General features: G+C 41.1%; 14 protein-coding genes. 12 read left to right on the plus strand and 2 right to left on the minus strand.

Annotation, left to right across the window (positions count from 1 at the left end; translation table 11 throughout):
• Positions 1 to 56: 56 nt before the first annotated feature.
• Positions 57 to 1,940, plus strand: coding sequence for a Xaa-Pro dipeptidyl-peptidase (locus tag ACR42H_RS04325; RefSeq protein ID WP_436374835.1), 1,884 nt, complete (start codon positions 57 to 59; stop codon positions 1,938 to 1,940).
• 92 nt (positions 1,941 to 2,032) lie between these two features.
• Here the strand turns inward: ACR42H_RS04325 and ACR42H_RS04330 are convergent, their stop codons facing one another.
• Complete coding sequence (locus ACR42H_RS04330; protein WP_436374836.1) at positions 2,033 to 2,542, minus strand: GNAT family N-acetyltransferase; 510 nt, start codon at positions 2,540 to 2,542, stop codon at positions 2,033 to 2,035.
• A 78-nt stretch (positions 2,543 to 2,620) separates the two neighbouring features.
• Between ACR42H_RS04330 and ACR42H_RS04335 the strand changes: the two genes are divergently transcribed.
• The 11 genes from ACR42H_RS04335 to ACR42H_RS04385 all read left to right on the plus strand — a co-directional run bounded on the left by ACR42H_RS04335 (position 2,621) and on the right by ACR42H_RS04385 (position 13,947).
• A complete protein-coding gene (locus tag ACR42H_RS04335; RefSeq protein WP_113882904.1) occupies positions 2,621 to 3,229 on the plus strand; it encodes a YitT family protein in 609 nt (202 codons plus the stop codon).
• Between the two features lie 119 nt (positions 3,230 to 3,348).
• On the plus strand, positions 3,349 to 3,510 hold the full coding sequence (locus ACR42H_RS04340) for a hypothetical protein (RefSeq protein ID WP_436374837.1): 162 nt from the start codon (positions 3,349 to 3,351) through the stop codon (positions 3,508 to 3,510).
• A gap of 172 nt (positions 3,511 to 3,682) precedes the next feature.
• Positions 3,683 to 4,408, plus strand: a complete 726-nt coding sequence (locus tag ACR42H_RS04345) for a FadR/GntR family transcriptional regulator (RefSeq protein WP_436374838.1) — start codon at positions 3,683 to 3,685, stop codon at positions 4,406 to 4,408.
• Positions 4,409 to 4,551: 143 nt separating this feature from the next.
• Positions 4,552 to 6,015, plus strand: coding sequence for an aldehyde dehydrogenase (aldA, locus tag ACR42H_RS04350; protein WP_436374839.1), 1,464 nt, complete (start codon positions 4,552 to 4,554; stop codon positions 6,013 to 6,015).
• An 87-nt stretch (positions 6,016 to 6,102) separates the two neighbouring features.
• Positions 6,103 to 6,528: a cupin domain-containing protein gene (locus ACR42H_RS04355; RefSeq protein WP_436374840.1), complete on the plus strand. Its 426-nt coding sequence runs from the start codon at positions 6,103 to 6,105 to the stop codon at positions 6,526 to 6,528.
• A 67-nt stretch (positions 6,529 to 6,595) separates the two neighbouring features.
• Positions 6,596 to 7,426 (plus strand): creatininase family protein, encoded by an 831-nt coding sequence (locus ACR42H_RS04360; RefSeq protein ID WP_436374841.1) that lies wholly within the window; start codon positions 6,596 to 6,598, stop codon positions 7,424 to 7,426.
• A 71-nt stretch (positions 7,427 to 7,497) separates the two neighbouring features.
• Positions 7,498 to 8,841: an FAD-binding oxidoreductase gene (locus tag ACR42H_RS04365; protein WP_436374842.1), complete on the plus strand. Its 1,344-nt coding sequence runs from the start codon at positions 7,498 to 7,500 to the stop codon at positions 8,839 to 8,841.
• Between the two features lie 14 nt (positions 8,842 to 8,855).
• Positions 8,856 to 10,115 carry an amidohydrolase family protein gene (locus tag ACR42H_RS04370; protein WP_436374843.1) on the plus strand — a complete coding sequence of 420 codons (1,260 nt, stop codon included), beginning with the start codon at positions 8,856 to 8,858 and terminating at the stop codon, positions 10,113 to 10,115.
• 31 nt (positions 10,116 to 10,146) lie between these two features.
• Complete coding sequence (gene codA, locus ACR42H_RS04375; RefSeq protein WP_436374844.1) at positions 10,147 to 11,415, plus strand: cytosine deaminase; 1,269 nt, start codon at positions 10,147 to 10,149, stop codon at positions 11,413 to 11,415.
• An 87-nt stretch (positions 11,416 to 11,502) separates the two neighbouring features.
• Positions 11,503 to 12,960: a purine-cytosine permease family protein gene (locus ACR42H_RS04380; protein WP_436374845.1), complete on the plus strand. Its 1,458-nt coding sequence runs from the start codon at positions 11,503 to 11,505 to the stop codon at positions 12,958 to 12,960.
• Between the two features lie 42 nt (positions 12,961 to 13,002).
• Positions 13,003 to 13,947 carry a 3-hydroxyacyl-CoA dehydrogenase family protein gene (locus ACR42H_RS04385; RefSeq protein WP_436374846.1) on the plus strand — a complete coding sequence of 315 codons (945 nt, stop codon included), beginning with the start codon at positions 13,003 to 13,005 and terminating at the stop codon, positions 13,945 to 13,947.
• 337 nt (positions 13,948 to 14,284) lie between these two features.
• Here the strand turns inward: ACR42H_RS04385 and ACR42H_RS04390 are convergent, their stop codons facing one another.
• A complete protein-coding gene (locus ACR42H_RS04390) occupies positions 14,285 to 15,205 on the minus strand; it encodes a DNA-3-methyladenine glycosylase 2 (RefSeq protein WP_436374847.1) in 921 nt (306 codons plus the stop codon).
• Positions 15,206 to 15,316: the final 111 nt, after the last annotated feature.

Raw genomic sequence — 15,316 nt, forward strand, 5'->3', positions numbered from 1 at the left:
ATTAATATTTCTAAACTCGAAATATAATGAGTGGCAAATAGTAGAGGAGGGATTATATGAAAAGAAATAAACTTCTCAAGCCTGCAGCTGTGTTAGCTGTCATTTCTATGACTTTATCATCATTTGCCTACACTCCTGGAAATGCTGCTGCGAAAGAAAAACCTGCACAGAGAATCGAGGAGGTAAGGTCTCAGCCAATCTATTCATATGAAGAGGCAATTCGTGAGACAGTGTATGTCGAATCCACACTTGATTCGGATGAAAACGGAAAAGCAGACAGGATTGCCGTGGATATCATACGTCCGAAAGAAACAGAAGAAGGCCTGAAGGTTCCTGTGATTATGGATGCGAGTCCATATTATGAAAGCCTTGGAAGAGGAAATGAAAGTGAAGTGAAAGATCGGGACAAGGATGGCATTAATGAGAAGTTCCCTCTATTTTATGATAATTATTTTGTACCGAGAGGTTATGCAGTCGCTTTGCCTGAAATGGTTGGGACCAATAATTCGGATGGCTGTCCGACAACAGGCGGATATGAAGAAATTGAAAGCATCCGGGTTGTGATTGACTGGATGAATGGCAGAGCAAAAGCGTGGGATAAAAATAATAATGAAGTGAAAGCGGACTGGACTACCGGGAATGTCGGCATGATCGGAAAGTCCTATGATGGTACGCTGGCCAATGGGGTAGCGGCTACAGGCGTAGAGGGATTAAAAACAATCGTTCCCATTGGGGCCATTAGCAGCTGGTACAATTATTACCGCTATGAGGGACTTACATATTACAACAACGGGCCTGGAGGTTTGGCCAGCAGAGTTGCCAGCAGCTCCCGCAAAGATGCCTGCAGGCCGGTGTTTGATCGTTTGAACGCGGAAGCAGATGATCCATCAGGAGATTATAATGAGTTCTGGGATGAAAGAAATTACGTTAAGGATGTAAAAAATGTAAAAGCAAGTGTGTTTGCAGTCCATGGATTAAATGATTTCAATGTGAAAATGAATCACCTTGCGGATTGGTGGATAGCTCTATCCAAAGAAGAGGTTCCGAGAAAACTGTGGCTCACCCAGACTGGCCATGTCGATCCATTCGACTTCCGCAGAGCAGAGTGGGTTGATACACTGCATCGCTGGTTCGATTACTGGCTGATGGACATCGAGAATGGCATTATGGACGAGCCTGCCGTTGATATTGAAAGAGGTGCGGATAATTGGGAAACCCAATCCTCGTGGCCGGATCAAAATGCGGCAAATGTTAAAATACGATTAGCGCCAGGCGAGAATGATCAGACAAATGGCATGCTGACAACTGGACCTGTGAAGGGCAATTTTCAGCAATCCTTTACAGATAACCCAGCACAAACCGAGCAGCAGATGGTCACCAATGAAATGGCTGTCAAAAGCGACCGTCTGGCATTTTTATCTCCTCAGCTTGAAGAAGATGTCCGTATGAGCGGCATACCTGAAATTTCACTTCGGGCAAAGGTCAATAAAGAAGACTCTAATTTGACAGTTCTCATTGTCGACTATGGAACGGATACCCGCATTCATCATGAAGGCCCTGGAGAGGGAGTCCGGACTCTGAATACAGAAAGCTGTTGGGGAGAAAGTATTTTAACAGATGATGCATGTTACAAAGAAACAGAAAAAACTGCTCACACAGCACCATATGAAGTCGTGACAAGAGGATGGTTTGATCCGCAGAACTGGAAAACGATTGAGAAGGATGACCCTTTAAAAGAGGGCAAGAGCTATAAGTTTGAATGGGATGTTTTGCCTGAAGACTATGTTTTTAAGGAAGGTCACCGAATCGGCATCATCATCGCCGGAAGCGATAGAAGACGTACCATTCCATCAGCAACAGGGGCCACGTTTGAAGTAAAGCTTGGGCAAAGTTATATCAGCCTTCCTGTTGTGGGCGGAAAAAAGGCAGTTGGATTTTAATAGAATAGAAGAGGCGGGTCTGCAGCAAGTGCAGACTCGTTTTTTTATTGTGGCTAGCTTCTTTTTCACAGCAAAAAAAGAAGGCCAGTTGTTTACTTAAGTTCCATTTCATAACAGAGTTCTTCCTGCTGTGAATCGTCAAACCATTTCATTCCAGCCGCGGTCATGCCGATTTTTCTGAGCACTTTTCCGGATGCAGGGTTGGCTGGATCCACAGCCGCGATTATTTTTCGGAGGTTCGGGCTATTTTTCCTTAAAGCGGCCACGCATGCTGCGGCAGCTTCAGCAGCATATCCCATTCCCCAGTAATGCTGATTAAAATGATAGAGGAGCTCGACTTCGTGTTCATTTTCTGAAGGATTAAACCCGCAAACCCCGATGATGGAGGAGGTTTCTTTTAGCAGAACAGTATAAACAGAGTAGCCTTTTTCATTCTGCAGCCTCCGGTAAAAATCGATGGAGCGCTGGATTCTGCTTTTTGCACTGGCCCCGCCGCAGTATTTCATTACCTCCGGGCAGCCCCAAATCTCATAGACTGCATCCAAGTCATTGGCCTGCATGGTCCGGAGCAGTAGCCGGTCTGTTTCAAAAGGAATGGTCACTCTGTTCACCTCGTGCGGTTTTCTCTTCTATGAAAATATTATAAGATAGAGTAAGGAAAAACGTTAGGAGTTTTTGTTATGCACGTACTCTATAAATCTTTGATTTTGGGAATGGCCGCCAGCATCCAGGGGATCGCGATGACCTTTTTCTTGTTTCCGCATTTTATTCCATCCGGCGGTGCGGCAAGTCTGGCGGTTTTATTCAATTATCTGTTGGACACGCCTTATTCGGTGACTTTGTGGATTTTGAATGCGGGCCTGCTGCTTGCAGCGGCCAAATGGCTCGGGAAAAGCAGTGTGATTTGGACGATGTTTTGTGTTTCGGTTACTTCGGTTACGATCGATTTTCTGACACCATACATAACGGAACCGCTGAATCCGGTTCTCCTGGATCTTTTGCTTGGAGCAGCAGTCTTTGGAGTTGGGGTCGGTATTTTATTTAGGATGGGCGCTTCCTCAGGAGGCATGGATATCCTCGCGTTAATTATTTCCAAAGCAAGGGGAAGTGCGCCGGGACGGACGTTATTTTACATAAATGGCAGTCTGCTTTTGCTTACAGGGGTGGTCGTGGACTGGAAGGTTATTGTTTATGCGGTGATCTGCCAGATGATCGGGACGCGGATGATTGATCTTATTTACAAGGTTGATATAAAAATCCTTGCGGAGAAATATAAAATTCATTACTAAAGAAAGGGCCGTGCAGGCCTTTTCTTTTTTATGGAAAATAATTTACTATTATTCCAGGTTAATAACAGGAAAGTGGGGATACTTGATTCAGCTGCAAGAAGATAAGGAGAAGAAGAAGAATGAAGAAGAATGAAGAAGAGGATAATGGCTGGGATGTAGGCGAGAATACATATGAAGCAGGGGAACAGCTGGCAGATGAGGGCTGTCTTGGCTGTGCCGGCGGGTGTTTTTTTCAGGCTTTGTTTCTTGTGATGACACCAATATATATTTTTCTGACATAGGTTTTGTGTGACATGACCAAGGGCGCTGTCTCCGCATTTTTCATTTGCTTGCTGAAATATCCTCTATCTATATTATAAAAAAATAAAAATTAGCTAACAAACTCTTCTGAATTCATACTATAATAAGAAATAAGGATTTAATGTCTGATGTTCAGATGAATGGAGGGGTTGTATGCTCGAGGGAAAAATTAATCAATTGAAGAAAACAACATTATCCCAAGATATTGTTCAGCAATTAATGGAGTTAATCATAAACGGAACAATTTCTCCAGGTGAAAAGCTGCCTTCTGAGAAAGAGTTAATGGAGTTATTTGGTGTCGGAAGAAGTACTCTCAGAGAAGCTACTCGTGCGCTCGCTGCATTGGAGCTGATCGAAGTCAGGGTGCCAGAAGGGACATTTGCAACAGATTCATTTGGTGGATTTTTCACAAAACACCTGGCCCTTATGTCAAAGATCAGCTTTGATAATATTAGTGAACTCATTGAAGCTAGAGTAAGATATGAGACAGACCTGGCAGAAATGGCCGCTGAGAAGTCCACTGGCATTGATCATAAAAGGCTGGATAATATTCTCTCTTCAATGAGAAATGCTAAAAGTAACGAAGAGTTTTTAAAGACGGATTTGGAATTCCATACGGCGATTGCAGAAATAGCCAGAAATTCATTTATGCTTCAAGTGATGAATATATTACATGATATAACAAAGGAATGGATGGCTAAAGTAATTGAGTCTTCCGCCATTCAGGAAAGAGCTATAAACCATCATGTAAGAATTGCTAAGGCGATTAAAGAAAACAATAAAGCAGAAGCTAGAGATGCCATGTTAGAGCATCTTACAATAGTAAGTAAGTTGCTGTTAGAATATCATAATATGGAACAAAAAAGGCATAAGGGGTGACTTTCCAAGTCAGCCTCTTTTTTTTATTTTTTTCATTCAGAATTTTAAGAAAACTTATTGACGCAGAAAGTTTGTGTACCTTATACTTGGATTAAGGTTATATGGTCTGATGTTAAGATGATAATGCTAAAGGGGGAATTATTGTGTCTGCAACAAAGAGTTTAAAAGAATACCAGATGTATATTGATGGTGAATTTGTTGACTCTAGTTCAAATGAAACTTCCCAAGTAATCAATCCTGCAACAACAGAAGTGATTTCACAGGTGCCAAAGGGGACAATAGCTGATGCAAGGCTGGCCATTGATGCTGCCGCCCGGGCACAGAAAGAATGGGCAAAAATCCCTGCAATTGAGAGAGCAAAGCACGTAAGAGCTATCTCTAAAGGAATTCGTGAAAATGCAGAACAACTAGCAAGAGTCATTTCAGAAGAAATGGGTAAAACCCTCGCATTAGCTGAAGTTGAAGTTAACTTTACGGCAGATTATATGGACTATACAGCAGAATGGGCCAGACGCTATGAAGGGGAGATCATTCAAAGTGATCGTCCAAACGAAAACATTTTATTATTCAAACAGCCAATAGGGGTTGTTGCTGGAATACTGCCTTGGAACTTTCCATTTTTTCTCATTGCGCGCAAAGCTGCGCCTGCTTTGATCACTGGAAATACCATTGTACTTAAGCCAAGTGCTGAATCGCCTAACAATGCGCTTGAATTTGCCAGGATTGTTCAAAAGGCGGGCTTGCCCAAAGGTGTAATCAACTTTGTCACAGGTAGCGGCAGTGTGATTGGCAAAGAGCTTGCATCTAACCCAGATGTAGGATTAGTAAGCTTAACAGGAAGTTACCATGCAGGTGCCGAAGTAATGCGTGCAGCTGCAGATAATATTACAAAGGTATCGCTGGAATTAGGCGGGAAAGCTCCAGCAATAGTGATGGCAGATGCGGATTTAGATTTGGCGGTCAAATCTATTGCGGCATCACGTGTAATCAACTCTGGGCAAGTATGTAATTGTGCTGAACGCGTATATGTTCAAGAGGATATAGCGGAAGAATTCTATGAAAAAATGGCAGAAGCCATGAAACAAACCAAATTTGGAAATCCTTTAATTCATTCTGATATTGACATGGGCCCGCTGATTAACAAGGGTTCATTGGAAGCTGTCGAAAAACATGTTGAAGATGCTATAGCCTCAGGTGCTAAGTTATTAACGGGAGGCAAGAAAGCAGGAGATGCCGGTTATTATTTTGAGCCAACCGTTATTATAAATGCTACTAATGAAATGAGAATTATGCGAGAGGAGATTTTTGGTCCGGTTTTGCCAATTGCGACCTTTAAAGACTTGGATGAGGCGATCAGCTTGGCTAATGACTGTGAATATGGCTTAACATCTTCCATATTCACCCAAAACATTGACGCTGCCATGCGTGCATGCAATGAATTGAAGTTCGGAGAAACCTATATCAACAGGGAAAACTTTGAAGCCATTCAAGGGTTCCATGCAGGCTGGAGAAAATCCGGAATTGGCGGAGCGGATGGCAAGCATGGCCTAGAAGAGTATCTTCAAACACATGTAGTTTACCTTCAATATAATCAAAATAAAAAATAAATCTTTACTCGTTCAAGGAGGAAAGAGATTGTTGCAGCAACTTTCCTCCCTGGAATTAATTTTATCAGCATATTTTAAGGAGGAGACATGTTGAACGAAATTATTTATAAACCCGTTATAAGTAAATATAAAGATATTAAACCTTTTGAAATGGATAAAGGCGTTCAATTTCACGATATGATGATGAAAGAAATGGGGCCGAAAACTATCATTGTTGGATTGGCTACATTTGAGCCGGGCAAAGAGCTTCCCTGTCATATTCATAATGTAGAAGAATCTGTAACTATTCTAAAAGGAAATGCTTTTTGTGATGTAGAAGGTGTCCGCACCGCATTGGAATTGTATGATACTTCTTTTATTCCTGCAAATATCCCTCACAGATTTGTAAATGCCAGCAATTCGGAAGAACTAGTCATTTTATGGGCTTACTCTCAAATTGATGAATCCCTTAAACAAGCAGATGTAGAAAGAATCATTGTTGAAACGGATCTCTGCATGATTCCCAAAAAATAAAAAAGAAATTTTAATAATATGTAGAAATTATATTAATAGAGAAAAAATTAATTAGGAGGCTTAAAAATTGAAGAGAAGATATTCGGGCAGAGTCTGGGAGGATCATTTTTTGCCCAGACTTTCATCTGCAGAAATTCAAGAAATGCCTAAAAAAGACTCTTTGGTCATTCTACCTATTGGGGCGGTAGAACAGCACGGTCCTCACCTGCCCGTATTCACCGATACACTACTTGCGGAGACCGTTTTAGAGGAGTCATTTAAACATATTCCTTCTGTCACTAATATATGGGTTTTACCCCCCTTACCTTATGGAAAAAGCAATGAACATCTCGGGCGGGCAGGAACTTTTTCACTATCTTCGTCTACATTGCAGTCAGTGATTATGGATATAGGCAGGAGCATAAAAGAAAGCGGCTTTAGGCGGTTATTATTATTCAATGCTCATGGAGGAAACAGCGATCTGCTAAATCTGACAGCAAGGGAGGTGCGGCTGGAAACAGGCTTAATGGTTTTTCGGCTGAATGTCGGGGGGCTCTCAGTAGAGGAAAGTCTTCTTAGTGAAACGGAAAGGTTACTAGGCATCCATGGAGGGGATTACGAAACTTCCTTAATTATGGCTGCCTATCCGGATTGGATAACAGAAGGAGAGGTGCTTTGTGAATATCCTGAATTATTAAAAAAATCCAAGTTTTTGCGCTTTCAGAAATCAAATTTTGCCTGGACGATTGATGATGTATCTTCTTCAGGTATTTTAGGAAATGCCAAGACTGCTTCAGCAGGAAAAGGAAGAGAAATCTATGAACTCCACGGAAAACAGGTTGCAGAAATGTTAATAGATATGATGAATTTTGAGATTGATAGCTTAATCGATAAAGCTTCCGCAGAAATTAGAGGATAACTTTATTTTAATAGCCTCTAAAACTTTTTATATGTACGCCTTCATTTTTCAGAAAAGAAAGGATGAATGAGTTGAATGATTTCCATAGTAAATTAATTACTCTTCTTGGGGAAGAAAATGTAATTACAGAGTTGCCTTTGAGAAAACAATTATCAAAGGATTTCTATTGGTATTCCCCAGTTTTATCAGAAATGTTTGAGGACAAAATTGCTGACTATGTCGTAAAGCCAGCACATGAAGGGGAAATTAAAGATATTTTAATTTTGGCCGTACAAAATAACATTCCTGTAACCGTTCGGGGGGCAGGAACAGGGAATTACGGACAGATTATTCCGATGAATGGCGGTATTCTCGTTGATACAACAAGAATGAATAAGATTATACAGGTTGAAGATGGCTCAGTAAGAGTTGAACCAGGAATCAAATTAGGAGTAGTGGAAAAGAAATTACGAGAATTAAATCAGGAATTATGCATTTATCCAACTACTTATATCAAAGCGACTGCTGGCGGCTTTGTAAGCGGAGGGTCCGGTGGAATCGGTTCTATTACTTGGGGAAATTTATGGGATGGAAATGTCTTAGAATTAAGGGTCATCACTATGGAGGAAACTCCACGTGTTTTAATGGTTAAAGGTGAAGACATGATGAATTATATTCATAGTTACGGAACGACTGGAATCATTACGGAAATTGTTTTTAGGACAACTCAGCGTGTTGAATGGACACAGTGTATTGCATCTTTTTCCAATCTGGAAAACTCCTTGCTGTTTTCAGAAAAGGCTGCAAAGGATTCCAAAATTAAGAAACGCTCAATTTCTACATGTGAATGGCCTATCCCATCCTATTTTCAGCCGCTTCAAAAAGTGATTGAACCGGATAAGCATATCGTTATATTAGAGGTGGAAGACCAGCACTTTGAACTTGTAAAAACATTAGCAGTTGAACATGACGGTGCTATTACGTATGAAATTCCATCATCTAATTACCAAAAAGGCATCAGGTTATCCGATTTTACCTGGAATCATACGACCTTGTGGGCTTTAAAGGCTAATGAAAAGATGACATATTTACAAGGAAGTTTTACTTTAGACCGTTATCTTGAACAAATTAAATTAATTAAAGAGAAGTATAAAGATGAATTCTATAACCACTTTGATTGGATGAGAAGCAAGGGAGAGCTTATTCCTCAGCAAATTCCTCTCATTCGATACAGTACGAAAGAGCAATTATATGAAATGATTGCTTTCTGTGAGTCAATTGGTGTCAAGATTTTCGATCCGCATACAAACCTGCTTGAAGAAGGCGGATGGGAGGCATACATCGACTCCGTTGTGCAGAAGAAAAAAGAAAATGATCCCTTTGGCTTACTTAATCCAGGAAAGATTGGAGTGATTACTGACTTAGTAAAAGGATAGTTTAGGAGGCTGCTATGAAAGCTGGAACTGTTATACACAATGCTCGACTTTTAGGTTCGTCTGACCTGAAGAATTTAATTATTAAAAATGGAAGATTTACTTCCGTGGCAGATGCCAGTATTGAATTTCCGGAAAACAAGGATTATGAAATTTTAAACGTTGAAGGAAGAGTAGTTTTACCAGGTTTTGTTGATGTGCATATGCATTTAGATAAAGCGCTGACTTGGCCTTCCATACCAAATCGCTCAGGTACTCTGCAGGAAGCCATTTGGCGATTTGAAGAAGCTCAGGCTGATATGGATACAGACTCCATAACAGAACGGATGACTGCTGCTGTACGCAAAGCCATACAGCATGGGACAACAGCGATCCGCACCCATCTTAATTATGGTACATCTGCCTATTTGTATAAGGCAGTGGAAGCGTATCAAAAAGTCCAATCTTCCTTTTCAGGGTACATTACGCTTGAGGCTGTATTAATGTGTCCTTTTGATATCACGAAGGAAGCAGAAAAGGATATTCGATGGGCGATAAATAATGGGGTTCACCTATTGGGAGGGGCACCTCATTTAGCTGAAAATCCCAAGACTAATATAGCAGATATTTTCGAATTAGCGATTTCCTTAGATGTTGATATTGATCTGCACATTGATGAATCGGATGACCCGGCAGCTAAATCTTTAAAGGATGTTTGTAAATGGACCATACAGACGGGCTATCAAGGGAGAGTCACTGCAGGACATTGTACTTCCTTATCTGCGATGAATGAATCAGAAGCACAAGAACTGATCTCGCTTGTTCGAGAGGCGCAGATTGGGATTGTCACACTTCCTTCTTCTAATATGTTTTTGATGGGAAGAAAAGATGCGGGACTTATACGCAGGGGGTTAACACGTGTTAAACAGCTGCTTGAAGCAAATGTACTTGTGGCGGCAGCTTCTGATAATATTCAGGACCCATTCCACCCATATGGGAAAGCGGACTTGCTTAAAATTGCGCTTTTAACAAGCTATGGTGCTCATCTTTCAACAGAGGAAGAAATGAAACAGCTGCTTGAAATGATCACTTCCGTCCCTGCGAATTTTATGAACCTTGAGGGGTATGGAATAGACTCCGGCAATTGGGCAGACTTTGTTATTTTAGATACTAAAGATATAAGGATGGTTTTATCAGAACTTCCTGCATCACGGGAAACCTGGAAAAGAGGTCAGCCTATTTGCAAAGTTTCTGAGTCTGTTGCGTGGTCAAAAAAACTGGATCCTTCATTAATTTAGGTGAAATTCCTGATAAAAAAGGTGTGGCGCTATGTATGATCTAGTCATTCGAAATCTTAAATTTCCGTCGGATCCCCACCTGAAAGATATTGCGATTGGCGATGATGGACTGATTAAAGAAATTGGAACTATTTCCGCCTGCGGGAAAAAGGAAGTAGAGGGATATGGTGATCTTGTGCTCCCTCCATTTGTTGAATCACATATTCACTTAGATACGGTTTTAACAGCTGGAACGCCACGCTGGAATGAAAGCGGCACATTATTTGAAGGAATTCAGATATGGGGAGAGCGCAAAAAAAACTTAACCGCCAGTGATGTTAAAACAAGAGCTTTAGAGGTATTGCAGAACCAGATTTCTTACGGAGTCTTACATGTACGATCTCATGTAGATATTTCTGACCCTGATCTTACAGCATTACGGGCACTGCTCGAACTAAAAGAACAGGTATCACCTTATCTCAGTCTGCAGATAGTTGCTTTTCCGCAAGACGGCCTTATTTCAAATCAAGACAATCAGAACAGACTTGAGGAAGCTCTTCGTCTGGGGGCAGATGCAGCTGGAGCCATTCCTCATAACGAATATACACGTGAACAAGGCATCGAATCACTGGAAATTTGTTTTTCGCTTGCTCAAAAGTACAATCGAATGATTAACGTGTTCTGCGATGAAACAGACGACGCGCAATCCAGGTTCTTGGAAGTCGTGGCTATGCTGGCGTTAGAAACGGGCTTAAAGAATAAGGTAACAGCTAGTCATGCAAATGCGATGGCTCATTACTCTGAACCTTATATGGCGCGATTGATTGGGTTGGTAAGAGATTCCGATATTAATATTGTGTCGTGCCCGCTTGTAAGCTCCGCCATGCAAGGGCGTTTTGACTCATGGCCAAAAGGGAGAGGAATAACACGTATTAAGGAATTATGGAAAGCTGGCATCAACGTTAGTATTGGACATGATGATATATTAACTCCTTTTTATCCTTTTGGGACTGGAAACATGCTACAGGCTGCTCATATGGCGGCACACCTTGCGCAAATGACTGGAAAACATGAGGCAGAAGAAATAATAAACATGATTACCCATAGAGGGGCAATTACACTGCAAATTGAGGCTCAATATGGCATCGATGCTGGAAAACCTGCAAGTTTTGTTACTTTACCTGCCAGGGACTCATTTGACTTAATCCGCCATCAGCCAATGTGCCGCTATGTAGTCAGCAGAGGGAAAATTATTTCAGAAAATGAATACCATCTTCCTAGAGTAAACATGGATGTTTTGCTTAAAAGGCAGCGTCGTTAAGTTCTGTATCTAAGGATGTTAGATCATTTTGATATAAAATATCAGAATATTTAAAACTTTCCTTTTACACTTACGGGGGTGAATGAATTGGATCAGCATAGTAAAATTGAAGAATCTTTAGCTAAGAAGTACCGTCAGCCTAAAGGTGTTGAACAGTTTGGGATTGAGGCGGTCCCGGAAGAATTGAGAACAGTGCGGTGGTGGGATATTTCTGCCATGGTATTAAACTTTGTCGTGAATCCGGGCACCATTTTAATTAGCGGAGCCTTAATCGCTGCGGGACTGTCGTTTTGGCAAGCCGTATTTGCTGGATTTCTTAGTATCGCAATTGGATTTTCAGTTTACCTGATTGCGGCTACTGTCGGAGTTGATTATGGGATTCCTGGGCTAGTTAGCATGCGCAGTGTTTTTGGAATTCGAGGCTCTTGGCTTGCTTCAGGTTTGCGTGCAGTATCTAGTGTCTATTGGTTTGCCTTTCAGACTATTTCTGGTGCCCTGGGATTAACCGCTGTGCTGGAAATTATTTTGGACAGACCGGTCAGCTTAGTGTTTGTCAGTTTGATATTTGCCCTGCTCCAGGTGTTAATTGCAACCTTTGGCTACAACTCCTTAAAAATCTTATCCCGTTACTCTCTTTTCTTGAAGTTACTCTTTTCAATTACGATTATCTTTGTATTAATGAACTATCCATCTTCCTCTTATCACCCTTCAGCAGTTTTCAGCTTTGCAAGCAGTGAAGGAATCAAATGGGCTTTAATTTTACTTTGGGCAACGAGTATGGCAGCTGCCTGGTTCTCGAATTTCACTGATGCAGCAGATTTTTGCCGTTATTCGAAAACAAGAGTAGACATGTGGATTGGCACATTTGCAGCCGCGGTGCTGGGTCAGCTGATCTGTTCATTTGTCGGGGGATATGCTGTTGCGGCATCATTAGGCAAAAACGATAATCCATTTGATGTCATTGTTGGCGCATCAAATGGCGCCATGTGGTTTTTGCTCCTCATATCTGTATATATCGTGCTGGATAACTGGACAATTAATGTCCAAAACCTGTATACAGGAGGATTATCGCTAAGTAATATATTCTCCCGATTGGGCCGTTTCTGGGGTACGATCATCGTTAGTGTTGTAGGGGTAGTATTTTCCCTGCTGCCGCAGCTTGTGAATGGATATATCGGCTATATGTCAATCTTAGGAAATATATTTGCACCAATGGGCGGTGTGTTCATAGCTCATTATATGCTGCTGGCTAAAAGCAGGCTTGATATCCCATCTCTGTTTATTAGAGGAAGCCGCTATTGGTATTGGAGCGGATTTAACTGGGTTGCTATATTTTGGACATTTGCAGGGTTCTTCATTAATAAAAGCATCCCGGTTGGGTGGATAAATATTATTTGGACAGCCGTAATTGTTGGATTCCTGTACTGGGCAACCGTCATGATCTTGCGGAAATCATCTGATGTATTAAATGCTGGTGCAGAAGCTGCTGATGTAAACAACTCTATTGAGGTGGAGGAAAAGCTGCTGGAAAAGTATGAAATGTAACAGAGGCTTTAGTGTATTCAATACTAAAAAAGGATGGCAAACATGAAAAAAATAACTGTTATTGGTGCAGGGATTATGGGGCATGGCATTGCCCAGGTATTTGCGCTAGCGGGATTCCCTGTGCATATATATGATTTAACAAAAGATAAATTAACCAATGCAATGACAGCTATCAGCATCAATTTAGATTTATATGTAAATAACGAACTGATTTCCTCAGAAGAAAAAGAACTCGCTTTAGGGAAAATTCAATTTACACGCAATTTAGAAGAAAGCCTGGCTGGTTCATCATTCGTCATTGAGGCTATTCCAGAAGATTTACAGCTGAAATGGGATCTATATCGAACCTTAGAGTCGATCTGTGCTCAAGATGTTATTATCGCATCCAATACATCCGCTATACCTCTCACAAAATTAATTCAGCACAGCATTCATCCTGAGAGATTTATCATTGCCCATTTTCTAAACCCTGCACCATTAGTGCCTTTAGTTGAAGTGATTAAACATAAGAATACTTCCGATTATGTTGCTGATACAACAATGTCACTATTAAAAAAGGCAGGAAAGACTCCTATTTTCTTAAAGAAAGAGATAAAGGGGTTTGTTGTAAATAGGATACAGGCAGCTCTGTTAAGGGAAGCACTGGCTTTGATTGATAATGGGGTTGTTGATGCACAGGACATGGATCAGATCATTAAAGATGGACCGGGGTTCAGATGGGCGTTTATTGGGCCAATGGAAACCGTGGATTATGGCGGACTGGATACATGGAAACGAATCTTTGATCATCTGTTTCCAGATCTTAATAACGGGCAAAGTGCACCAAAACACATCAATGATCTTGTTGATGCAAACAAACTTGGGGCAAAGACTGGAGAAGGGATTTATTCATATCAGGATACACCGATAAATGACTTATTAACTGAAAGGGATTTGAATTTTCTAAGGCTGCTCCATATGAAAACTAAGAAAATGGCTAAAAATTGAAGATATAATAGAAGCCATGTTCTCTATTTGATAAAAACATTGCGAATTACGGTGCTATGGTGCCTTAATTCGCTTTTATATTTTCCGCGATTTATGTTTAAGGTACAAAGATTCTCACTGACGCACTGCTTATTATTTTACACTATCCAAATCAAACTTCCTAAAAGATAAGTGCCTGTATGCGAAAACTGATTTTTTAGTTTCCTTGTCCAAGTATCTTTAAATTTGGGATTAAGAGAAGGTATATTAAATGGAATAGATGCCATGATTCATGTGAAAGCAAACTGTATGTATTGTCTTTAAATTATGCAATTCACCTTTTTTTCAGCTAGTCCCTTTAATACAAAACGCTCCACAAATAAAAAGTAGCATAAGCTTCCCAATTCTTCCATGCAGCCGAATAAATCAAAATTTCCGCTTTGGCCGGTTTCCTTTCAGAGCCTGTGATCACTTTGATCGCATTATGCAGGCCGACATCATCGATTGGAAAAGCGTTCGGGAAGCGCAGGCACCGCATGAGGACATAATGGGCAGTCCAGGGGCCGATGCCGCGTATTTTTGTTAGCTTTTTTTCTGCAGCTTTTACATCTCCCTCTTTCAGCAAGTCCTCTTTTGAAAGCTCGCCATTTGAAATTAAGCGGGCTACGTCTATTAGATATTCACATTTTTTTACGGTCATTTTTAAGTCGGCCAGATCTTCGATGGTTAACCCGGCAATCGTTTCCGCTGCAGGAAACAGCCAATATCTGATCCCTTCATATTCCAGCCACTCCCCATATTTTTCAACGAGGCGCCGCTTTAGTGTATACGCATATGTAAGGTTAATCTGCTGCCCAAGGATTCCCCACGCAAAAGCCTCGAATAAGTCGGGAATTCCCATAACTCTGAGCCCGAAAAATTGCTCTGCAGGCTTTTGCAGCAAGGGATCTGTTTGTGCCATCTCATAAAATGGGGTCAGGTTGGCTCCAAGGTCGAACCAATCGTGAACATATGCCGCAATTTCCGCTTTCATTTGATGCGTGACGGGCTTATGAATGCTGACGGATAGGAACTGATCTGACTCCCCGCTTATTTCAAGAAGCAGCTTAACCTTACCGATGGAAAGGGCACGTCTAATTGTCTCCCCGGAAATCTCATAAAGGCATTCATTTGCCGATCTTGATAAGTATCGCAGGTTTTCGGAAAAGCTGAATTCATGGGGAGTGAAAAGGACTAGGCCATTTTCATCCTCTTTCCAGTTAACAAAGTGAGAGCTCATGTAGATTCCTCCTTATCTTTATTGTAATCCTTCAGGATTACGTTATCTTGCGTTTATATTTAGGAAATCGCTGATGATGAACATTTTTTGTGTATACTTTTTATCAGAGGT

The sequence above is a fragment of the Cytobacillus sp. BC1816 genome (assembly GCF_051353635.1).
Lineage (GTDB): Bacteria > Bacillota > Bacilli > Bacillales > Cytobacillaceae > Cytobacillus > Cytobacillus oceanisediminis_C.